At 71.9% G+C, this 21,908-nt stretch carries 13 protein-coding genes; 7 read left to right on the top strand and 6 right to left on the bottom strand.

Annotated features, from left to right (window positions below):
- Positions 1-85 precede the first annotated feature (85 nt).
- Complete coding sequence (locus ACSP50_RS17645; protein WP_014690599.1) at positions 86-553, top strand: SRPBCC domain-containing protein; 468 nt, start codon at positions 86-88, stop codon at positions 551-553.
- Here ACSP50_RS17645 and ACSP50_RS17640 read toward each other — a convergent pair.
- The 3 genes from ACSP50_RS17640 to ACSP50_RS17630 all read right to left on the bottom strand — a co-directional run bounded on the left by ACSP50_RS17640 (position 537) and on the right by ACSP50_RS17630 (position 3,484).
- A complete protein-coding gene (locus ACSP50_RS17640) occupies positions 537-728 on the bottom strand; it encodes a hypothetical protein (protein WP_014690598.1) in 192 nt (63 codons plus the stop codon). The genes ACSP50_RS17645 and ACSP50_RS17640 overlap by 17 nt on opposite strands.
- A gap of 140 nt (positions 729-868) precedes the next feature.
- Positions 869-1,723, bottom strand: a complete 855-nt coding sequence (locus tag ACSP50_RS17635; RefSeq protein WP_014690597.1) for a hypothetical protein — start codon at positions 1,721-1,723, stop codon at positions 869-871.
- A 111-nt stretch (positions 1,724-1,834) separates the two neighbouring features.
- Positions 1,835-3,484: an Ig-like domain-containing protein gene (locus tag ACSP50_RS17630; protein ID WP_014690596.1), complete on the bottom strand. Its 1,650-nt coding sequence runs from the start codon at positions 3,482-3,484 to the stop codon at positions 1,835-1,837.
- Positions 3,485-3,721: 237 nt separating this feature from the next.
- Between ACSP50_RS17630 and ACSP50_RS17625 the strand changes: the two genes are divergently transcribed.
- The 3 genes from ACSP50_RS17625 (at position 3,722) to ACSP50_RS17615 (ending at position 6,097) form a co-directional block, all read left to right on the top strand.
- The gene (locus ACSP50_RS17625; protein WP_014690595.1) at positions 3,722-4,531 is read left to right on the top strand and encodes an alpha/beta fold hydrolase; all 810 of its coding nucleotides are present in this window, start codon (positions 3,722-3,724) and stop codon (positions 4,529-4,531) included.
- Positions 4,532-4,652: 121 nt separating this feature from the next.
- On the top strand, positions 4,653-5,207 hold the full coding sequence (locus tag ACSP50_RS17620) for an ROK family protein (protein ID WP_014690594.1): 555 nt from the start codon (positions 4,653-4,655) through the stop codon (positions 5,205-5,207).
- A gap of 14 nt (positions 5,208-5,221) precedes the next feature.
- On the top strand, positions 5,222-6,097 hold the full coding sequence (locus tag ACSP50_RS17615) for a LacI family DNA-binding transcriptional regulator (RefSeq protein WP_014690593.1): 876 nt from the start codon (positions 5,222-5,224) through the stop codon (positions 6,095-6,097).
- A 74-nt stretch (positions 6,098-6,171) separates the two neighbouring features.
- Here the strand turns inward: ACSP50_RS17615 and ACSP50_RS17610 are convergent, their stop codons facing one another.
- Together ACSP50_RS17610 and ACSP50_RS17605 are read right to left on the bottom strand one after the other, a co-directional pair.
- Positions 6,172-7,533 carry a lipopolysaccharide assembly protein LapB gene (locus ACSP50_RS17610; protein ID WP_052311607.1) on the bottom strand — a complete coding sequence of 454 codons (1,362 nt, stop codon included), beginning with the start codon at positions 7,531-7,533 and terminating at the stop codon, positions 6,172-6,174.
- A gap of 336 nt (positions 7,534-7,869) precedes the next feature.
- Positions 7,870-10,656, bottom strand: a complete 2,787-nt coding sequence (locus ACSP50_RS17605) for a hypothetical protein (RefSeq protein ID WP_014690591.1) — start codon at positions 10,654-10,656, stop codon at positions 7,870-7,872.
- 94 nt (positions 10,657-10,750) lie between these two features.
- On the opposite strand from ACSP50_RS17605, the gene ACSP50_RS17600 reads away from it, so the two are divergent.
- Both ACSP50_RS17600 and ACSP50_RS17595 read left to right on the top strand, forming a co-directional pair.
- On the top strand, positions 10,751-14,032 hold the full coding sequence (locus ACSP50_RS17600) for a WD40 repeat domain-containing serine/threonine protein kinase (RefSeq protein WP_014690590.1): 3,282 nt from the start codon (positions 10,751-10,753) through the stop codon (positions 14,030-14,032).
- Positions 14,033-14,052: 20 nt separating this feature from the next.
- Positions 14,053-14,778 carry a hypothetical protein gene (locus ACSP50_RS17595; protein WP_080127887.1) on the top strand — a complete coding sequence of 242 codons (726 nt, stop codon included), beginning with the start codon at positions 14,053-14,055 and terminating at the stop codon, positions 14,776-14,778.
- A 15-nt stretch (positions 14,779-14,793) separates the two neighbouring features.
- On the opposite strand, the gene ACSP50_RS17590 is transcribed toward ACSP50_RS17595, so the two are convergent.
- Entirely contained in the window at positions 14,794-21,036 is a 6,243-nt protein-coding gene (locus ACSP50_RS17590; protein WP_231956960.1) for a hypothetical protein, read from the bottom strand.
- Between ACSP50_RS17590 and ACSP50_RS41970 the strand changes: the two genes are divergently transcribed.
- Positions 21,007-21,825, top strand: coding sequence for a hypothetical protein (locus tag ACSP50_RS41970; protein WP_155123533.1), 819 nt, complete (start codon positions 21,007-21,009; stop codon positions 21,823-21,825). The two genes, ACSP50_RS17590 and ACSP50_RS41970, sit on opposite strands and share 30 nt — an antisense overlap.
- Positions 21,826-21,908 lie beyond the last annotated feature (83 nt).

Raw genomic sequence — 21,908 nt, 5'->3', positions numbered from 1 at the left:
ACCTAACGGCCGGTTGACAGTCTACCTACCGTTAGGTAGGTTCCTGCCGTCCCGGCTGGGATGCCCGATCCCGAGGAGATTCGTGATGAGCGAGTACGCCGTGATCCGTGAATACCCGTTCCCCGTGGCGGAGGTGTGGCATGTCCTCACCGATCCGGAGCAGGTCGCCCAGTGGACCACCAGCGGGCAGGGCGGACGCCCCGAGGATTTCGCTCCCGTACCGGGCACGCGGTTCCGGTTCGTCGGCAAGCCGACCATGGGCTGGGCCGGCATCGTCCACTGCGAAGTGATCTCCGTGACCGCGCCGCACTCCCTGCACTACACGTGGCGGGGCGACGAAGACGCGGGTGATGTCACCGACGTGACGTATCAGCTCCAAGAGATCACCGGGGGCACCCGGTTCACCTGGCATCACACGGGCTTCACCGGCGTCGGCGGGTTCGCGATGTCGCGGCTGCTCGGCTCGGTCCGCAAGAAGATGCTGACCGAGGGCATTCCGCCGGTCCTCGAGGCGTATCACCGGATTCAGCAGCGCACTAATCCTGATACGTGATCACGATGCGGCCGGATCGCAGGAATTTGTCGACCTCGAAGTCGGTCAGTTTCTCCCCGTTGCTCGCGCGCCAGGGGAACATGCCGACGAGCCGCTTGACATACCACCGGTCCAGGGTCTCGTCGTGGACGGTCGTACCGCTGGGCAGGTCGGCGGACTTCACAATGGCGGTCACAGCCTCGGCTCCTTCACTATCCAACCGGGAGGTCCGGGCGCGGAGTCGGCTGGCGTGCGCACCCGGGGATCATGACGATAACGATTCACCGGGCGGCTCTTCGCCGGCTATCGCCCGACATCACCCGCTCGACGGAGCCGTCATCGCGGAAAGGAACCGCCGGCGCGTGGCACGCCCATCGGGTTGGGATAGGGGACGACCGCGGCAACGGCGACGGTCAGCGGCGTCACCAGGTGCGCCAGCCGACTCTGATCGGCCGGGCTGAGCGCCGTCCAGGGCTGGGCGGCGAGCTGGTCGGTGCGAGCTTCGACGCCTCGGTGTGCGGCAGCGCCCCGCTCGGTGGGGCGCCCCTCCCGGTCGAGCCAGCCGCGCTGGGCCAACGCCCGGGCCGCGGCGTCCCACTCGCTGTCGGTCCAGCCCCGGTTGGGTTGCAGTTGCTCCCGGCCCCCGAACAGGGCGCTGCGCAGCACGAGCGCCTGGCAGCCGGTGATCTCGGCGTCGACCAGCGCGGCGATGTGCCCGTCCCCCCGATGCTCACGCAACACCGTGGCGGCGCGCCACAGCCGGGCGAGGGTGTCGCCGGGCTGCGGCAACGCGGCGTTGGCCGCACCGAGCGCCCGGCCGTCGGTCACCGCCGCGCGGGCCGCGATCTCCAGCAGCTCGGCGGCCTCCGCCCAGCGCTGCGGCTCCGGCGGCAGGACGGCCCGCAGCGCCTCCACCGCGCCGTCGAGGCGGGCGGCCAGGGCTTGTTCCGGCGACACCCGCTGCCACACCTCCGGTACGGCGCGCGCCACCATGGCGGGTGCGAAGGAGTAGAACAGTGCGGTGACCGGAGCTGCTGACACCGCGCCCAGCGGAGCCGCTCGCCCCGCGAAGTATCCGCGCCAGTACCCTCGCAGCCCGGCGCCCTCGAAAGCCACCCGGGCCTGCGGTGCGAAGTAGGTGACCGCGTGCAGGGGCTCATACATCTGCCACAGGTGTCGGACCGGGGACATGGGGTTGAGTCAAGCGCAGTTCCGGGCGCCGATGAACGGCCAATCGCGACATCGTGGCCCGCAGAATGCGGAAGGGCCGGCGCCGGGCGCCGGCCCTGTTGCATGTCGCGATCAGCCGATGGTCATGGCCCCGCCGGTGGCTGAGGACGGCTTGCCGTAGGCATCCCCGGCGAACTTGACCATGACGCGGAACTGCACCTTCCTGGTCGCGCTGACCAGCCCGATGTAGTAGACGCCGGAAGCGTCCAGGCTGAAGTCCTTGGCCTGTACCGTCCGCCACGTGCTGCCGGCCTTGCCCTGGAGCACGATGGTGATCTTGCGGCCGGCGACCGGTGAGGACACGGCGACCTTGATGACGACGTCCTTCTTGTCGTGGTAGTAGGCGACCTTCTTCACCGTCTTGTACTGCCCGGAGAGGCGGACCCCGGCGATCGTGACGGTCTTGTAGGCGGCCTTGGCGGACGACGGCTTGTTGCTGTCGTCGCCGTCGTAGTAGGCGGTGACCGTCCCGCCGGCCGGTGCCGGGATGTCGACGGTCGCCACGCCGCCCGCGTTCGTGGTGGCGGTCATGGTGAGGGCGCCCGCCGGGCTGGTGCGGACGAACCGGACCGGGACGCCCGGGTGGCCGGCCACGGTGGCGGTGGCGCGAACCTTGGCGCCGGCCTTCGCGGGCTGGACCAGGGCAAGCTTGGTGGTGGTCGCGGCCGGGGCGGCGACCGTCTCGAAGCCCCGCGCGAGGTAGTAGACGTGCGGCTGCTCAGCCCGGCCGGTGAAGTCGTCGAGAATCGCGTAGAGCCGAGTGTCGTCGGCGGACCAGGTCAGGGTTCCGGCGACCGGGGCCGGGCGGTTGTACGCGGCCTTCGGGTGGGCGTTGCCGGCGAGGACCTGGGTGCCCGCGGCGACGTCGAACGCGACGATGTTCCCGTCCGGCCCGGAGCCGCTGTCCACCCCGCCACCGATCATGGCGCCGCGGTGCGAGTAGGCGACGTCGGTCGGGGACGCGCCCGTGTCGAACGAGCCGGCCACCGCCAGCGTGGCGGCGTCGTACTGCGTCAGGTGGTACGGCGAGCGGGACGCCGTGGCGACCTTCGTACCGTCGGGGCCGGCCGAGACCCGGGCCAGGAACCCCCCGGTGTCCTTCTGCGCCAGCGGGGTGACGGTCGCCCCGTCGACCCGGTAGGTGGAGAGCGGACCGCTGCTGATCCCGCCCACACCGGCGACGAGGGTGTTCCCGGCACCGTCGAGCAGCGGTGCGGAGTACATGCGAGCGGTCGTCACGGTCTGCGGGTCGGTGCCGGTGGCGGCGTCGACCGAGCCGAGGGAGCCGCCCCACTGGTCGCAGCCGGCGCCGTAGAACAGCCGGGAACCGGCGAAGGCGAGGTGCACCGGACACTGCCCGGTGGTGTAGCGCGCGACCTCGGTCAGGGTGGCGGTGTCCAGAACGGCGACGGCGCCGGCCTGACTGAGCGCGACGTAGACCCGGTCACCGGACGGCGACGCCAGGACGTCCCGGGCGCCGAACATCCCGGTGACGCTCTTCTGCGTCACGCCGTCGGTGCCGAGGACGGCGACGGTGTTGCCGTCGGAGACGAACAGACGGCCGCCGGCGGCCGCCATGCTCTGCGGCGCGGCCAGCGTCGTGGATGTCGTGGATGTGTCGGTCACGGTGGCCGCGTGCGCCGGAGTGGCCGCGATCAGGGTGGCGGCGACGGCACTGGCGGTGGCCAGGACGGCGGCCGCGGGGCGGGAGCTGAGGGGCATCGCGTCGGGGGTCCTTCGGTCGGTCGCGGACAAGCTGGTGCAGGATCGGCACCGGGCGGTCCGAGCTTTAGCAGAATCGACCCACCGGCCTGTTCGCCCGGACCGGTGCGCCCGCCCGCCCCGCGGCCACGATGATTCAGGACACACCGACGGCCCGCTCGTCGTCATCGCCCGCCGCGGCACCCAACACCACTTCGAACGCGGCCGGCTCCAAGAACGTTCTGGAATGATCGCAGCGTGACACCGAATCTCGACGCGCCGGTCCTCGGCGGCCCGCGGGAAGCATCCATCCCGGTCTCCGGCGACGGTCGGCTGTGGGCCGAGCGCGTTGGCACCGGCAGCCCGGTTGTACTGCTGCACGGCGCAGGCATGGACTCCCGACTGTGGGAGCGCATCGTTCCCGAGCTGGCCCGGTACCACGACGTGGTCCGGTATGACGCCCGAGGCCTGGGCCGCTCCACGCCACCGAACAAGCCGTTCAACGACGTCGATGATTTGCGCGCCGTCCTGGACTACTTCGGACTGCGCCGGGCCGCCCTGGTCGGGCTGAGCATGGGCGGGGAAAGCGCGCTGGACTTCGCCCTCACCCACCCCGCGAGAGTCGCCGCGCTCGCCCTGGTCGGCGCCTCGGTCAGCGGACACCGCTGGCCTCAGGAGCCCGACCTGAGCGCCTACGCCACCGCACGCCGGGAACGGGACGTGAGCGCCCTGGCCGAACTCGAACTCTCCATCTGGGCAGGCATGGGCCCGACAGCCCCGGGATGGGAGCTCATCGACGCGATGGTCACGCACAACGCCGCGCGGCGCATCGTCAGCGAACAGCAATGCGTCACAGGCCAGAACGCCGAAGCGCACCTCGCGGACATCGCCGCACCGACACTGGTCGTCCACGGCGACCGCGACCACCCGGAGATCGGCGTCATCGCCCGACTGCTCGCGGCCCGCATCCCCGACACCCACGCCGTAACCATCCCGAACGCCGACCACTACCTGCCGCTGCGTACGCCCGAGGCCCTCACCGAAGTTCTCCTGGAACACCTGCCCTGACACGGGATCCACCGACCGCCGCGTCACCACCATCGACAATTGCTCAGTCGCAGAACCACTCACCGGAGACCTCGTCAGTATCGATGACCGCCGCACGTGGTGACGTCCATCAACCGGGTGCGTGTACCTGTCCGACAGCATCGGCGCCGGACTCGTCTTCGGCGGGGCACTGTTCCGCGGGGACGACTCCGCCGCCGGACGCTTCGGGCACATGTCGATCGACCATCAGGGACGGCCCTGCCCGTGCGGGCGGCTCGGCTGCGTCGAGCGGTACGCGTCCACCGCGGCGGTGGTGGCGGCGGCCCGGGCCGACCCGGTCATGCGGGCCGGATTGAGCCTGGACGGTGGCACGGCGGCGGCGTACGACGCCGTGGCCCGGGCCGCGATCAACGGCGACCCGGACGCCTTCGCCCTCCTCGACCGGGCCGCCGCCCGGCTGGGGGCCGCCGTGACCTCGATGGTGAACCTGCTGGGCCTGGGCCGCCTGGTGCTCACCGGGCCGGGCGTCGCCCTGGCCGGATCGATCTACGCCCGCCGGGTGCGCGCCTGCCTGGACCGGCCCGAGGTCAGTGTGGAGATCTCCGCCCAACCCCGGGACGCGGCCGGCATCGGCGCCGCCGCCCTGGTCATCCAAGCCTCCGTGGCGCCCGGGCACACCCCCGGGCGCGTGTCATGAGAAAGGAGTCCGCTGTGCCGGATGCAACGGCCGGACGGCCCCGGCGGGTCGGTCTGGTGCTGGCCCGGGCCTCCCGGGTACTCGGCGAGGAGCCGTACTACCACGAATTCATCGAGGGTCTGGAGCGGCTGCTCATCCCGGCCGGCATCTCGGTGCTGGTCAAAGTGGTCACCGACCACGCCGCGGAGATCGCCACCTACGAGCGGTGGTCGGCCGAGCACCGGGTGGACGGGGTGATCATGGTCGATCTCAGCCCCGGCGACCACCGCGTCGACCTGGTGCGCCGGCTCGGTCTGCCGGCTGTGGTGATCGGTGACCCGTCCACCGCGGACGGCCTGCCGACCGTCTGGACCGACGACGCCGGCTCGGCCCGCGAGGCGGTCCGGTTCCTGGCCGACCGCGGGCACACGGTGATCGGGCACGTCAGCGGACCGCTGACGCTCGCGCACACCCAGCTGCGCCTCGGCGGCTTCCGCGCCGAGGCGGCCGCCCGCGGGATCATCCTGACCAGCGCCGAGGGGGACTTCTCGCACGAGTCCGGCCGGGCGGCGACCGCGCGGCTGCTGTCCGCCGGCGCGGAGGTTCCCACCGCGATCGTCTACGACAACGACGTGATGGCGCTCAGCGGCCTCGTCGCGATCACCGAGCGCGGTCTGGGCGTGCCCGCCGACGTGTCGGTGGTGGCCTGGGACGACTCGGTGCAGTGCCAGCTGGCCGGGCCGGCGCTGTCCGCGATGAGCCACGACGTCGGCCGGATCGGCGAGATCGCGGCGAACGCCATTCTCGACGCGATGCGCGACATCTCGGCGACCCAGGTGTACGAGGCGCCGCAGGCACACATCGTGGATCGCGACAGCACCGGCCGACCGCCGCTTCTCTCGGCCCGGTGACCGTCCGGGGGTGCGATTCAACCCATGTCGTCAGGACGAGTGCGGCGTCGTGTGTGGCCGTCCTGCGACCATGGTCAACCTGCCGGGTGGAGGTCGCCTTCCGTGTGGAGGTCGCGGAGGGGGCGGACGCCGTCGTTGCGGAGGGTCCCGCGCAGTCTGCGCATGGTGTCGTCGTCGTCCACCTGGTCGGAGCGGCGGAGCCAGTGCTCGGCTTCGTCGGTGGCGCCGCGGTCGCGGAGGAGGCCGCCGAGTACGTACATGGCGAAGCTGTTGTCCGCTTCGGCGGCGCGGCGCAGCCAGATCTCGGCCTCGTCGGTGGCGCCGCGGTCGCGGAGAAGGCTGCCGAGCAGGCACTTCGCGTAGTCGTTGTCCGCTTCGGCGGCGCGGCGCAGCCAGATCTCGGCCTCGACGGTGGCGCCCCGGTCGCGGAGAAGGTCGCCGAGCAGACACTTCGCGTAGTCGTTGTCCGCTTCGGCGGCGCGGCGCAGCCAGATCTCGGCCTCGACGGTGGCGCCGCGGTCGCGGAGAAGGTCACCGAGCAGACACTTCGCGTAGTCGTTGTCCGCTTCGGCGGCGCGGCGCAGCCAGACCTCGGCCTCGACGGTCGCGCCGCGGTCGCAGAGGAGGTCGCCGAGGCTGCACATGGCGGAGTCGTTGCCCGCTTCGGCGGCGCGGCGGAACCAGCGTTCGGCTTCGTTGGTTTCGCCGTGGTCGCAGAGAAAGTCGCCGAGTTTGTACATGGCGTAGTCGTTGTCCGCTTCGGCGGCGCGGCGGAACCAGTGCTCGGCTTCGTCATCGTCGCCGCGGCTCAAGTGGAGGTCGCCGAGGCTGCACATCGCGAAGTCGTTGCCCGCTTCGACGGCACGACGGAACCAGGCCTCGGCGCTCACCTCGTCGCCGCGGCTCAAGAGAAGGTCACCGAGTTTGTACATGGCGTAGTCGTTGTCCGCTTCAGTGGCGCAGCGGAACCAGTGCTCGGCTTCGTCGTGGGCGCCGCGGCTCAAGTGGAGGTCGCCGAGGCTGCACATCGCGAAGTCGTTGCCCGCTTCGACGGCACGACGGAACCAGGCCTCGGCGCTGACCTCGTCGCCGCGGCTCAAGAGAAGGTCACCGAGGCTGCACATGGCGGAGTTGTTGCCCGCTTCGACAGCGCGACGGAACCAGGCCTCGGCATGGACCTTGTCGCCGCGGCTCAAGTAGAGATCACCTAGGCGGTCCATCGCGTAGTCGTGGCCCGCTTCGACAGCGCGACGGAACCAGATCTCGGCCTCGGCTGTATCGCTGCGCTTCCACAGCAGGTCAGCGAGTTCCACCATCGACGTGGTGCGGGCCGGGTCGGCGGCGATGGCCCGGCGGTGCCACGCCTCCGCCTTGACAGGGTTGGCGGGCGGCTGGTCGGCGGGGCGCAGCCAGCGCCGCCAGGGGACTCGGCTCACAACGGCCATCGTGGCACACGAATGTTAATGCCGGCCGTTCCCGAACGTCGCGAGCGGAATCGGACAACGACTCCAGGCGGCACGGAGCACACGTCAATGCGGTAGGGCCCGCCCCGGCGAACCAGCGGACACCGGGGCCGGGCCACTGAGGTGCCCAGTTGGGTAGCGCGATCGGGTAGCGCCGAGCGCGAATCACCGCGCAGGCTGCCGCGCCAGCCGCGGGTGTGCAGCTCGGCGCGCAACACGGTGGCGTCGATCAGTCCTTCGGCGCGGCGCCGGTCGCCGCCCGCCCTCGGCGCCTGCCCACCGACCAGGGCCGAACTGGACGCGTGCTGACTACGGCGTGTTCCCGGAGGTCTGCGGCTGCGTGGCGGCCGGTGGTGGCGGCAGCACCCGCTGCACGAACACCGCCGCCGCGCCGGTGCCGACCGCGGTGACCGTCGCGGTGACGACCGAGACCAGCATGGTCGACACCGAGGCGGTCAGCACGTTCATCCGGTGCAGCTCGCGCAGGTGCGCCCAGCCGTAGCCGAAGCGGCGCAGCGTGAGCAGATCGGTGGCGAGCCCCATCACCAGGCCGAAGGCCAGCCACTGCAGCGTCTGCAGACCCGCCGCGGCCAGTGCCGAGGCCCGCGTCGGATCCGGCAGCAGGGTGATGATCAGGGCCGGGACGGTCATCGTGACGAACAGGCTCAGGCCCTTGCCGAGCCCGGTGCGGCCGCGCACCATCGGGTACGCGATGCCGAGCACCAGGCCCGCGATGGTGAACCGGGCCACCACCAGGATCCCGCCGGCCGCGTCCACCAGGCGGAACGGTCCGCCCGAGGAGAGGGTGGCGAGCACCGTCGACAGGTCGATCAGCGACCAGGGCAGGCCCACCAGGGTGGCGAGCAGCCCCAGCGTCAGGGCGAGGCGCCACGGGGTCAGGCCGCGGTACGACGACAGTGCCGACCAGACCACCGTCGCCGACCGGCACGGCGCGCCGGCGAGGTCCGCGACCCGCTCGGCGCGCGCGTCCTGCACCGCGGCGTCGGGATGCCCGTCCGCGACGGCCCTGCGCAGGTCGCGGACGAGCGACTCGGTGACCCGCGCCCGGACCGCCGTCCGGGTCAGCTCCCCGACCTCGGCACGGGCGACGAACTCCTGGTCCGGTCCGACCGGCGGCGACAGATCCGGAACGGGCCGCGGCGGCAGCAGCCAGCGGTGGATCGCGAGGAGCCCGAAGGCGAAGGCCAGCGGCAGACCGGCCGTGGTGGCGGTCGGCGACAGCAGCCCGGTCACCGCGAGCAGCGCGGCGACCGCCCGGAGCTGCCCCCGGGTGCCCACCGCGGTGCCCCCGTCCGGCACGGCTCGGCCGAAGTGCCACATCAACAACACGAGAAGGAGTACCGCGACGGCGCGCAGCGTGCCGGCGATCGACACACTCAGCGACAGCGTGTCGTAGAAGGAGAACCGTGGCCCCTCGTCGCCGTAGACGACCACGGGCACCGAGAGCGCGACGGCCGCCAGGAGCCGCAGACTCCGCCAGGGCCGCAGCCGGGCGTGCAGGCCGAGCCACCACGACGGCGGGTCGGCGGTGACGGCATGCCGCAGGATCCGTTCGAACGCCGTCCACACCGCCACCCCCGCGGCGATCGAGACGGCGCCCTGCACCACCGTGCTCACGGTGTCGATCCGGGAGCCGAACGGCGTCAGGTACAACAGCGCGAGCAGCACCGCGGCGGTGGCCGCCGCCGTCCGCACGGTGTGGCCGCAGGCCCGGATCGACCAGGCCAGGGCCGCGGACGCGGTGACCAGCAGCAGGCACACCAGCAGCAGCGTGATGGCGTAGCCGGCCGCGGTACCGGTCAGCCAGTGCAGCGGGGACGGCTCCGCGACCGGCGGTACCCCGCCGATCGCGGCCGGGCGGGTCGCCGGGACCGTGACGGCCTCCGACTGTGGCGAAGCCCCGGCGGTCAGCATCGCCGAAGCGGGGACGGCCAGCACGACGAAGGCTACGAAGATCATCGCCCAGAACCGTCTCGCGCGGGGGTGCCGCACCGTGAGCACCGGCCACAGCGCGAGCGAGCGCCACAGCACCGCGGTGCACGCCACCATGGCCAGCGGGACCAGTTCATAGGGCGCATACAGCGACGTGGGCCAGGGATGGCCGGTCAGGCTCCAGTGGAACAGCATCTCGCTGACCACACTCTGGGTGGCCGAGCCGGCGCAGGCGAGGACGCCGAACGCCGTCATCGACCCGAAGACGTGCACGACCCGGGCCGGCAACTCGCCGGGCCACGCCCGGCCTCGCATCGAGCGCCACATCATCAGGATCGGCAGCAGAAGCAGCAGCCCGAACCACAGGTTCCGCAGCGCCACGGTGATCTGGCGCGGCAGTCCGAACAGCGGCCGCGGACGGGTGCCGGCGGCATCGGCCGGACCCGAGGGCTGTTCCAGGTCGAGGTGCGCGCCGCCGAGGCCGTGGAAGGTCACCGATCCGGCGGTCTGCTCGTCCCAGGCGCCGGTGGGGCAGTCCCCGCCCGCCGGCTCGGCGGTCAGCCGCCTCGGCACGAGTCGACCGGTGTTGACCACGACCGTTCGGGACCGGAATTTCCCGCAGAACATCGTCGCGGGAACGGCCATCGTCGTCCGGTCGCGCACCGGGACCAGCACCGAGCCGTGCAACCGCACGGTCGCCGCACCGGGGCGGACGGTGACGACCGGATCCTCCCAGTGGGCCGTGTAGGTGAACCGCACGGCGGCGCTGCCCAGCAGGGCCGGAATCTGTTGCTGGTCGGCACCCGAGCGCAGCAGGGACACCACGGGATGGTCCGCGCCCGGAAAGGTGAACGTCGCGTCGACGTCGAAGTATCGGGAGCCGCCACCGACTCGGCCCGGGGTGACCGTCACGTCCAGTCGCACGCTGCCGTCCGGGGCGGCGAGCCAGGCGTCGGACGCCGCCCGCACCCCCGACGCGTCGTACCGGAGCAGGGCGACCGCCAGCCGGGACGCGGGCGCCGCGAACGAGGTGAGCAGCGCGCCGGCCAGCGCGGCGAGCACTGCGACAGCGATCGTCAGGACCGTCCACAGCAGCACCCGCACGACCGGCCGGGCCGTTGCGGAGGGATCGGTGGCAGCCATGACGGCATGGTCGGGGACCGCCACCGGGCACCGGGCGCTTGCCGCGGAAGTTCGCCCGTCCGAGACCGTTGATCGCGGAGGATAGATTTCCGGCATGTCTGAGCAGTGGCGCGTCGGCGCGGTCGTCCTGGGCCGCTACGAGGTGAAGGGTGTCCACGAGGGCGGCGCCATGGGGCTGGTCTACCGGGTCCGGCACCGGCAGTGGAACACCGACCTGGCCGTCAAGGTGCCCCGCCCCGCCGTGCTGAACCAGCCCGCCTTCCGCGGGCAGTTCGTCGCCGAGGCCGAGACCTGGGTCGGCCTCGGCATCCACCCGCACGTCTGCACCTGCCACTACGTGAGCACCGAGGACGGCGTCCCGCGGGTCTTCGCCGAATATGTGGACGGCGGCAGCCTGCGCGACTGGATCGACGACGGCCGACTCTACGAGGGCGGTCCCGCCGACGTGGTGGCCCGGGGGCTCGACGTGGCGATCCAGGTGTGCTGGGGTCTGGACCACGCGCACACGAACCGGCTGATCCACCAGGACGTCAAGCCCGGCAACGTCCTGCTCGACGCCGACGGAACCGTCAAGGTCACCGACTTCGGTCTGGCACGGGCGGCCGCCTCGGTGCCGCCCGCCGGGCCGGGGCCGGTCGACGGGACGCTGATGGCGACCACCGGCGGGCTCACCCCGGCATACGCCTCCCCCGAGCAGATCGCCGGGGCGAAGCTCACCCGGCGCACCGACGTGTTCAGCTTCGCCGCCCTTCTCCTGGAGATGCTGACCGGCGACCGCACCTGGACGTTCGGGCCGATGGCCGCCGCCGCCCTCGCCGAGTACGTCGCCGCCGGCCGGATGCCGGCCCGGCTCGGCGGACTGCTGACTCGCTGCCTGCAGGAGGACCCGCAGCGGCGGCCCCGGGACATGGCCGCGGTGGCGGCTGAGCTGATCGACATCTACCGGACGATGCTGGGCCGGCCCTATCCGCGTCCGGTCCCCCGGATCGCCGGTCTGCGCGCCGACGAACTGACCAACCGCGGGCTCTCGCTGCTCGACCTGGGCCGCACCGCCGAGGCCGAGGCCGCGTTCGCCGAGGCCCTCGCCGCCGACCCGCAGCATCTGGAGGCCACGTACAACGCCGGTCTGCTGCGCTGGCGGCAGGGGCAGCTGTCCGACACCGCCCTGCTGACCTCACTCGACACGGTCCGCGCCACCACCGGGGACCCGTGGACGGCCCGCTATCTGACGGCCCTCGTCCATGTCGAACGCGGCGATCTGGAGTCGGCCGAAGCCCTGCTCGCCGATGCCGGTGACGACCCGGATGTGCGGGCCGCCCGGGACCTGCTGCGCGCCGGCGCGGTCACCGCGAGCGGGGCACACGCCGTCTTCGACGGTCACGAGAGGGCGGTGCTGTGCGTCGCGGTGGCCGCCGACCGGCACGTCGCGGTCACCGGCGACGAGGTGGGCACGCTGCGCGTCTGGGATTTCGACGAGCCGATGCTGCGGTACGCCGTGAAGGCCCACGATCACGCCATTCTGGCCGCCGCGCTCAGCGCGGACGCGAAGGTGGTCGCCTCCGTCGACGCCGACGGCACCGTCCGGGTCCGTGACCTGGAGCGCGGCTGGCGCCCGCGGCCGGCGCAACGCACCCTCACCGGGCACACGGACAAGCCGAGCAAGGTCGCGATCAGCCACGACGGCCGCCGGGTGGTCACCAACGACGGCCCGCAGATCCGCGTCTGGGACGCCGGCACCGGCCGCTGCCTGCGGGTGCTGACCGGGCACCCCGGCCGGGTGGTGATCGTCGCCGTGACCGCCGACGGACGCCGCGTGATGTCGGTCGACGCCGGCCGGGTCATGCGGCACTGGGACCTGGACACCGGCGTCTGCCTGCACGAACTGCCCGCCCCCGACTGGCCGGGCCACGGGGCGGTCAGCGCCGACGGGCGGCTGGGCGTCGCCGCGAGCACCCTCTCCGGCGCCCACCTGTGGGATCTGCGGGCCGGCCGGCTGGTGCGCACGGTCCAGGCACACTCGGACACGCAGGTGTTGTTCCGGCACGCCCCGGTCGCGCTCAGCGCCGACGGCAGTCGGATGATCACCTCCGGTCTGCATCGGACGTTCCGGGTGTGGGAGACCGCCACGGGCCGCTGCCTGCGCACCTACACCGCACACGAGGCCGAGGTGTGGGCGGCCGGGTTGACCCGCGACGGCCGGTTCGCCGCCACCGCCGACCGCGACGGCGTGCTGTACTGGTGGCGGCTTCCCGACCCGCGGCCGAGCCCGTTCCGGCTGTGCCGGCCGCGAACCCACGTCGAGCTCAGCGGCCTGCAGATCCGGGTCGAGGCGCTGCTGGCCAAGGCCGACAAGGAGCTGGCGGCCGGCAACCGGCCGGCCGCGCTCGCCCTGCTCCGCGAGGCCCGGGCCATTCCCGCCCACGAGCGTGAGCCGCGCGTCATGGACGCTTGGCGGCGCCTCGGCGAGCACACCACCCGGTCCGGGATCCGGGCCGTCTGGCCGGTCCGCACGCTCGCCGAGGACGCCGGCATCACCCGCGGCGTCAGCCTCAGCGCCGACGGCACCCTCGGCCTGACCGCCAGCGACAACGCGGTCCGTTTCTGGCGCACCGACGGCAGCGGGGCGTACGCCGTCCACGACCCCGGCGACTCCCCCGGCACCGCCTCGCTCAGCGCCGACGCCACCGTCGGCGTCACCGGTGGCCTGCGCCTGCACATCTGGGACGCCCGCACCGGCGAGTTGCGGCGCTCGTTCGGCGGGCACACCCACTACAAGGTGCTCAGCATTCAGGTGGACGCCGCGGCCCGGCGGGTCGTGTCCGGCGGCGGCGACCACGCCGTACGCCTCTGGGATCTGGAGATCTACAAACAGATCCGCGCCTTCACCGGGCATCGCACCCGCGTCACGTCGGTCCGCTTCGACCCCGGCGAAACCCGGATCGTCTCCGCCGGCGCCGACGGCCAGGTGCGGCTCTGGGACGTCGCCAGCGGCGAATGCCTGCAGGTGTTGACCGGTCATCGCGGCTGCGTCAACACCGCCGTCCTGACCCCGGACGGGCACACCCTGCTCACCGGCGGCGAGGACGGCACCATCCGCTGCTGGGACGCGGCAACCGGCGAATGCCGGTGGGCGGTGCAGGCAGACGGCGACTGGGTGAACGACCTGGCGCCGACCAGCGACAGCCGCTTCGCCGCATCCGCCGGCTACGACGCCACGATCCGCTTCTGGGATCTCACCACCGGCGCCTGCCTGCAGGTCGTGGAGGGCCACACGTACCCGGTGTGGTCGGTGTCGCTGAGCGCCGACGACCGCTATCTGCTCTCCGGCAGCCACGACCAGAGCATCCGCCTCTGGGAGGTCGACTGGGACCTCTAGCAGGCACTATGGTGTCGCCCATGATCGTTGAGGGGCTCGGGTGGGTCGCGCGGCGGCGGGTGGCGGTGCTGGTCACGGCAGTCCTGCTCGCGGTCGCTCAGCAGGTGTCGCTGCCAGCCGTGCACTCCCGGCCGCTGGACCTGACCATCCGCATGGTGCCGTCGACCGCGCTCATCCTGGGCGCGGCCCTCGCCGTCCGCGTCTTCCCGCCGGCGAAGCTCGTCGCCCGCCCCGCGGTGCCCGCCCTCGACACCCCGGCGAGTCCGGCGCTCGTCCTGATGGCCGCGAGCTACACGTCGTTCGCCGCCCTCCTTCTGACCACCCTGATCCGGACCGTCGAGACCGTCTCCGATGTCTGGTTCGCGGCCCTCCCGGTGCTCATCATCGGGGCCAACCTGGCCGCCGTCGGTCGGCTGATGCTGACCCGGTCCGGGGTTCGCCTCACCCCGGACGGCATCGAGGACCGCCGGATGTACGGCGATCTGTTCGTGCCGTGGGCGGCGCTGACCAGCCCGGACCCGGCCCATGTCACCGGCCGTCGACAGGTGGGGCTCGCCATCGCCCGCCCCGACCTGGTCCGCGTCCGCGGCTGGCGGGTCGGCCCCCGCACCCTGCTCCCCGCCGTCGGCGTCGACCCCGACGTGCTGGCCCGCACGATCAACGAGTACGCCACCATCCCGGACGCCCGGTCGACCATCGGCTCGGCGATGCCCCTCGCCGGCTCTGCCACGACCGCGGTGGCCTGACGACCTGCCGGGCGCTCACCGCGGCGGCGGTACCGGCCGTGGAAGGCGGGCAGGCCCCGTCGTGGTGCCGGCCGGGGACCAGGCGATCCAGCCGGCGTAGGCACGTCGGCGGTCGCCCGGCGTGATGGCGGGATCCCGGGCGAGCCGATGCAGCAGCCGGGCGCCCCGGCTCGGGTCGGCGGCGAGTCGCGCCAGGGCTTCGGCGACCGCCAGGGTTTCGGTCGGCGACAGCGGGCCGGTGACGAGCCGGTCCGCGGCCGCGACGGCGATCGGGCGCAACCTGGCATCCCATCCGGCGAGTGTCGCCGCGGCCAGGGCTGTCGGTGCATCGTCGATCCGGTTCAGGACCAGGGACCGCAGGACGTCGAGGCCGTCCCGGCGGGTTCTGCCGGACAGGGTGGTCAACGCGGTGGCGGCCGTGCGTCGATGCTCCACCGGCGACTGCGGGTCGTGGGCGACCGCGGTGAGTGCTCGAGCGGCGGCTTCCCGCCGCGCCGGCCGGACCTCCGCCAGGATCGCGTGCGCCATGGCCTGCTCACATCCGGACAGCTCACCGTCTGCGGCCAGGTCGCGGAGCAGCTGAAGGCCGGCGGTGGTGCCGCCCAGCCGGACCAGGATGGCGGCGGCCCCGGCGCGTTCCCGGACGTCGGCCGCGCGGTCGGCGGCGACCCGGTCGAGGGCGGCCAGGGCGGCGGGGCGGGCCGGCGGGCCGTAGGGAAGAAGGCGGTCCACCACGTAGCGGACCTGGTCAGCGGCCACCGCCGGGTGGCCGGCCAGCTGCTCCAGCACCTGGATCGTCGCCGGCCGGTGCGCCGGGTCGAGGGCCTCGTACGCGACCGCGCAGTCCGCCCTTTCCCAGACGTCGGCGTCGGGGTCGCGCATCAGGATCGCGAGACCGGCGGCGGCACGGCGCCGATGCTCCGGGCCGAGGCGGGCCGCCATCCGGGCCGCTTCCCGCCGCTCCCAGAGGCGCAGGTTCGCGTCGGCGGTCACGGCGTCGAGCAGTTCCGCGGCTGCCTCGATGTGTGCCGGGCCGAGTCGCACCAGGTACGCCGCGGCCCAGAGCCGGTCGTTCGGCGAGTTCGCGGCGTCGGCGGCCACCTCGGTGAGCAAACGCGCCGCACGGCCATCGGATCCACCCTCGATACCGACCAACAGAGCGGTGGCCATGGCCTGATGCAGCCGCCCGGGGTGGTCGGCCGGGAGGGCGATTGCGCGCAGGCGTTCCGCGGCGAGACCACGCGCTGCGGAGCCCAACCCGGCGAGGTGGCCGATCAGCACGAACCGGTCCGGCACGGCGGCGCGGTCCGCCTCGTCGGCGAGCAGCCGGGCCGCGTCGGCCCGGGCGGACTCCCCGAAACCGGCGAGGGTTTCGGCGGCCTGGCCACGATCCGCGGCCGCGATGCCGCGTTCCCTGATCAGGTCGCGCAGCATGTCACGGTGCAGGTCGGTGCTCGCCGGCTCGCGCTGCGCGAGATCCTGGATCGCCCTGATCCGCTCATCCGCCGCGACCGTGCCGTCGGCGGCGAGCTCGCGGAGAAGGCGGCATGCCTCCGCGCGATGCGCACTGCCCTGCCGATACAGCGAGACGGCCGCACCTCGTCGCGATGCAGCGGGGGCGACGGGGTCGACGGCGAGCCGGCGAAGTGTCGTGGTGGCCTCGTCGATTCCGGCGCCGCCCAGGGAGACCAGCTCCCGGGCGGCCGCCAAGCGGCCCCCGGCGGGCACCTCGCTGTCCGCGGCGAGGGTGGCGAACATCGCGATCGCCGACGCCCGCCGGCCCGAATCGACCTTGACCAGCTCGGCCAGGACGGGGACGCGATCCTCATCATCCAGATGCGGGTCGTCGGCGATGCCCCGGAGCAGGTCCACTGCCCGCCGCCGCTGCCCGTGGATACGGAGCAGTGCCTGCGCCGCGTCGAGCCGGGTCGAGGGCCACGCGCCGGGGTCGCCGGCGATGAGGGCGAGCAGATCACCGGCCCGATCCGCGGCCTGGTCGCCGAATCGGGTCACCAGGGTCGCGGCCTCCCGCCGGGTCTCGTCGTCCTGCGCCGGGTCCGAGGCGAGCTCCAGCAGAATCTCGGCGATCTGCGGCCGGCGCGGGTGGTCGGCCCGGGCCACCAGGTGGGCGGCCCTGACCCGCTCGGGGCCGGCCGTCACCGCGACGACGATCCGGCTCAGCTCGGTGATCGCCTGCACACGCCTGTCCGGCTGCAGACGGGCCAGCAACGTCGCCGCCGCTATCCGGACCGTTGCGTTGATCAACGGATCGGAGGCCAGCGCGCCGGCGAGGCGACACGCATGCTCCTGCCCGGTGACCCATCCGGTCAGCGACTGCAGCGCCTCCCCGCGGGTCGGGTCGTCCGTGGCGGGGTCGGCGACGATCTCGGCGAGGGCACGCTGAGCGGCGGCGGCACCGCCGCGGAGGGTGCCCAGCTCCCGGGCAATGGTGAGGCGGTGCTCCGCGTGGGGTCCGGCTGCCATGCCGGTGAGCACCTGCCTGGCAAGGACATGGGTCTCTGGCCGCAACCAGGCGAGGAAGGCGGCACCGACGGTCTGGTCGAGCGGACCGGCATGCTCGTCGGCCACCAGGCGCTCGGCGAGAGCGCCCGCCAAAGCCGACCGCGTCCCACCCAGCTCGGCCAAGGATTGGCCTGCCGACAGGCGGTCATGGAGCGGCACCGTTGGATCGGTCAGAAGCCCGGCGAATATGTCCGCGGCTCGATCAGTATGGTCAGGGCCGAGGTCGCACAGCGCCGATGCGACCGCGCTGCGCTCGTTCACCGCCAAGGGCACGCGTTCGTAACCCGCCAGAATCGTGAGTGAATGATCTTTTGTGAGTGATGGATCCCGGAGGCATCGAACGGCTCGCAGCCGCGTAGCCACGGGCAGGGTCGGATTCGTCCAAAGCTCCCGGGCGATCTGCGCGACCATGGGCGCGTCAGACTTTTCGAGTCGTTCCATCACCCACAAACGCCACCATTCATCCAGACGGGGGTCAGCACACCACTTTCGGCACAGGTCGATGAGCTTCTGTCGGTGCGACTCCTCTTGCTCCAGACGCCGCGCGGCTTCCGGGAGCAGCGACGGTGAAACGTCTCGACTCTCGAGAACCTGGACGAGAGCGGTCGCGAAGATGCCTTGATCACGGCTTTCCAGCGATTCGGCGAAGGAAATCAACAGGCTTCGGTCAGGCTCTGCTTGTACTTCCTCGCCCGCCGAACGCAGCACTTTGACGGCTTGATCGCGATACTTCTCGTCTGCCTGGACAAGGTCCTCCGCGGCTCGACAGAGACCGATCACCTCGAGTTCGCCATACCGTCGAAAATGGTCGAAGACAATTCTCGCCAAGCCTGGACGAAAACGTTCGAGAATGACGATATCATCAGAAAATAGGTACAGTGCACCTACCAGCGGATCCTTCAAGATCTCAGCGACCGTTTCCGCGGCCTTCACCGCCGAGTTCTGAGAAAAGGAGCGCAGCCGCCAAACGATCGATTGCAGGTCACCTTCGGCGGGCCAGGGGCCGGTCAAGCACTGGAGGAGCAGGGCACTCGCCTCTGCTCGATATGCGTCCCCGAGTCCGGCCAGGTCGGAGACACTATCCCCGTAGTCAGAAGGATCACCCGCAGTCGAGATCATCTCACGCAGGAGCTCGGCGGCCTGGCTCCGGTGAGTCTCCGCCACCTCGGCCAGTCGTACCGCAGCCGCTCGGCGTGAAAAGTCGGGAGAGAGCGGATCGGTCGCGGCCATCAGTAACAACCGTGCCGCTCGGTCGAGGTTGTGACCGGCCAACTGCGCCAGAGCATGGGCAGCCGCCAATCGGGCTACGTGGTGGCCGTCGGCGACGGCCGCCAGGTGATACAGGGTGTCAGCCTCCGTGGTAGCGGAATCCGGCTCCAGTGAAACCAGGATCACGGCCGCCAATATCCGGCTGGCCGGAGTGATGGTGGGATCGGCCAGCCACTCCCGGAATCGGGTCCTGACCTGGGTACGTCGCTGTTCGTCGAGGTTGGCCGCCTCCAGCGCCGCTTGCGCACGATCATTGAGATCCGTGGTGGCGGCGGAGGCGATTTCCAGCAGGCATTGCGCGGCCATCTCACGCGCGGCACCCTCATGACGGGCCAGCAGGCGCGCCGCACGACGCCGCGAGAAGCTGACCGCCGGATCACCGACGACAGCGGTCAGCGCCTCCAAGCTCCATTCCCGGTAGGCGGGGCCGAGCGCGGCGAGAGCCTCTGCCGCCATGGTACGCAGAACCCCCAACTGTGTGGAGAAAGCCATGTCTCTCATGGACCTTGCCGCGCTTCTGCGGGCAGACCCACCGAGGCTGGCCAGCTCACGAGCAGCGTTCAGCCGGAGGTGACCGGCGACCCACGGGTCCTCGCACACTTCCTGCAACAGCTGTGCAGCGCGATTCCTCCCATCCGCTTCGAGCAGCGACACGGCGGCGAGCCAGAGCCGGCGGTCATCGGAGTACAGAGAGCCAAAGGAGCTCGCGCTGAGCCGCAGGGCGACCATGGCACGGCGACGATGGTCGCCGCCCAACGCCGCGAGGCTCTCCGCAGCGCTGCGCCGCGCTTGTGGGTCGAGCGCGGTGTCAGTGGCGAGTCGGGACAGCAGATCGGCGGCACGATTGCGGCCGGCCGAGCCGAGCCGGGCGAGGTTCTCCGCGGCCTGGCGGCGATACCAGCCCTCGACGCCCGCATCCTCGGCGACCTGGTGCAGCAGGTCGGCCGCAGCCGTTCGGTGCTCGTCGCCGATCGAGGCCAGTGCCGTGGCGGCAGCGGTCCGGCAATTGCCTGAGAGGTCACGGTTCGCCGCGATCCGCAGCAGCGCCGCCACGGCCATCGAGGCGTAGGGCGCACCGAGTTTGGCGAGGACTTCGGCGGCACCGGAGCGGATCTCGCCAGGTTGTCCGGGATCTTCGAGCAGCCCTTCGAGGGTTCTCGCGCCTTCGTGCCGCACCTGCGGGCTGCGTTCCCGCATGATGTCGATGATGGCCAGTTTGATCCGGGCCGGAGTCCGCTCGTCGCGGAGCCAGGTGTACATCCGTTCCCGCACGGCGGGGTGGACAGTGAGACCGGACGCCGGTCGCAGGTCCAGATCCACGTCGGCGAAGATCTGCCCTTCCGTGGTGTCCAGGAAAGCGGCCAACTCCGCATCGGTGCGGGGCGTGCCCTGGAGGATGAGGACTCCGGCCTTCTCCCGCTCCGCCTGGCTACGTGCTTGCAGATACCCGATCAGACCGCTGTCCGACCTGTGCAGATGGAGGTAGTGGGCCAGGGTTCTTTCAGCGGACTCGTCGTCGAGCAGGAATTGCCTGATCAGCTCTCGCCAGACCGGCTCGGCAGGGGCGAATCTGCCGGGCAGGGCACGGGCCCGGGCAGTGGCCGCCAGATGCTCGGCGAAGGTCTGGTGCTGAAATCGCAGCCGCACCCCGTGCCAGCCGAGCAGGCCGGCCCGAGACAGCCAGTTCCCCAGCAGGCTCTCCCCACCGACCGGCAGCATCGTCAGCCTCGGGCCGTGTTCGTGGACGTAGCTTATGGCCACCTCGGCCAGCGGTGTCTCGCTGCGGGTGTACTCGGCGGCCAGCGTTTCCAGCAGGGTGGTCCGCTGCGCGTCGAGCCATGCGCACCAGGCCGGGTCGGCGGCGGCGCCGAACACTTCGGCCGCGGAGGCATTGCGGGTCGCGAGGTGGGCGATGTATGCCTCGTACAGCTCGTATCGGTTCGACGGCAACGGTTGGTCGCGGCGGCGGTCGGTGAAGACCTGCGCGGCGACCGTCGCGAGCAACGGCACGGTGAGGACCTGTTCGAGGCCGGCGAGGCGGACCTGGCTGAGGAATTCCGCCGCCTCGGCCGCTCCCCCGGCCGTCCCGTCCGGGTTGAAGTGCCGCTGGGCGAACATCTCCAGAGCCGTCGCGTCGAACGGCTGGAGTTCGAAGAACCCCACCCGCGGGCCCTGCAGCTGGGCGATCTCGCCCGGTACCAGTGGACGGCTGGTGACCAGTAAGCGCGCCGGCTCCGGGGTGGCCATCCGGGTCGACAGCACCTTGAGGAGCCGGTCCCGGTCGGCCTGATCGGGAATCTCGTCCAGGGCGTCGATGACCACGAGCCAGTTCCGCCCGGCGATCGGCCGCTGAAAGGTGTCCGCGCTGACGCCTTCGAGTGCTCCGTACTCAGCGGTCACCGCCTCGTGCAGCGCTTCTGCCCAGGGTCGTCCGATGTGCCTGGCGAGCACCCGGGCGGGCAGCATCACCGGTATCAGGCCGGCGGTGGGAAGACTGCTCGTCCTGCCGTCCAGCATCGTGCCGATGAGGTCGCCGACGAGGAAACGGCCCAGGGTCGACTTGCCGAGCCCGGCCGCGCCCGCGATCACGAAGTGGTCGTACTCGCTGAACACCTCGTCGAAGGGCTGGGCGAGCCGGGTGACGCGACGGTCCTCCTCGACCATCGCCACCTCGTCGAGCTCGCGATCCCAGACCTGACGCACGGCCTCGACCGGGCTGGCGACGCTTTGGCTGACGTAGACCGTGGAGAGCGCCTGCAGGTGCTGACCCGGCTGCTGCACGTACGGATGCTCTTCGGCGTACAGCCTCATCAGCCGCAGCAGTCCGATCACCGCCGCCGGGATCGGGGCTGCCGCTCGTGGGGTGGCGCGCTTGCCGGGGCGGCCGCCGCGCTGGGCGCGGCGGTCCTGCTGGGCCTGCCGGTGCAGCCGCAGCCAGTCCTCCACCGGGGGCGGCCGTTGCCCGGTGCGCTTCGCGACAAGGTCCTGGAGGAAGGTCACCACGAACTTGACGGCCGCCGCGCTGGTGGGCACCGACTTGCCGGTGAGCCAGTCGCTCAGGCTGCTGTCCGACAGCCGGATCGCCGGCCGCTGGACGCCGGCCTGGCGGATGAGGATCCGATACTCCGGGGAGCCGGCGGCCGTGTAGAGACGGTGGAGCTCGTCGGCGAAGCGCCGGGCGGACGGCGCCTCAGGCTCGGTCACCGCACGATCCGGGCGACCCGTCCAGCATTCCGGCGCCGGATCCGGCCGTGAGCGCGTTCTCGCAGCATGAACGCACCATAGACAACGATGATATCGCCGGAAACCGGCCGGACGGGCGAAATGGCCGCATCGCC

It is taken from the genome of Actinoplanes sp. SE50/110 (assembly GCF_900119315.1).
Lineage (GTDB): Bacteria > Actinomycetota > Actinomycetes > Mycobacteriales > Micromonosporaceae > Actinoplanes.
The sequence above is the reverse complement of the archived record's forward strand: the minus strand, read 5'-3'. Positions and strand labels throughout refer to the sequence as shown.

Bases quoted from the DNA above. Each gene is read 5' to 3' on its own strand.
- ACSP50_RS17595 (WP_080127887.1), top strand. From the start codon at position 14,053: ATGATCGTTGAGGGGCTCGGGTGGGTCGCGCGGCGGCGGGTGGCGGTG.
- ACSP50_RS17635 (WP_014690597.1), bottom strand. From the start codon at position 1,723: ATGTCCCCGGTCCGACACCTGTGGCAGATGTATGAGCCCCTGCACGCG.
- ACSP50_RS17590 (WP_231956960.1), bottom strand. From the start codon at position 21,036: ATGCTGCCCGCCCGGGTGCTCGCCAGGCACATCGGACGACCCTGGGCA.
- ACSP50_RS17630 (WP_014690596.1), bottom strand. From the start codon at position 3,484: ATGCCCCTCAGCTCCCGCCCCGCGGCCGCCGTCCTGGCCACCGCCAGT.
- ACSP50_RS17605 (WP_014690591.1), bottom strand. From the start codon at position 10,656: ATGGCTGCCACCGATCCCTCCGCAACGGCCCGGCCGGTCGTGCGGGTG.
- ACSP50_RS17600 (WP_014690590.1), top strand. From the start codon at position 10,751: ATGTCTGAGCAGTGGCGCGTCGGCGCGGTCGTCCTGGGCCGCTACGAG.
- ACSP50_RS17645 (WP_014690599.1), top strand. From the start codon at position 86: ATGAGCGAGTACGCCGTGATCCGTGAATACCCGTTCCCCGTGGCGGAG.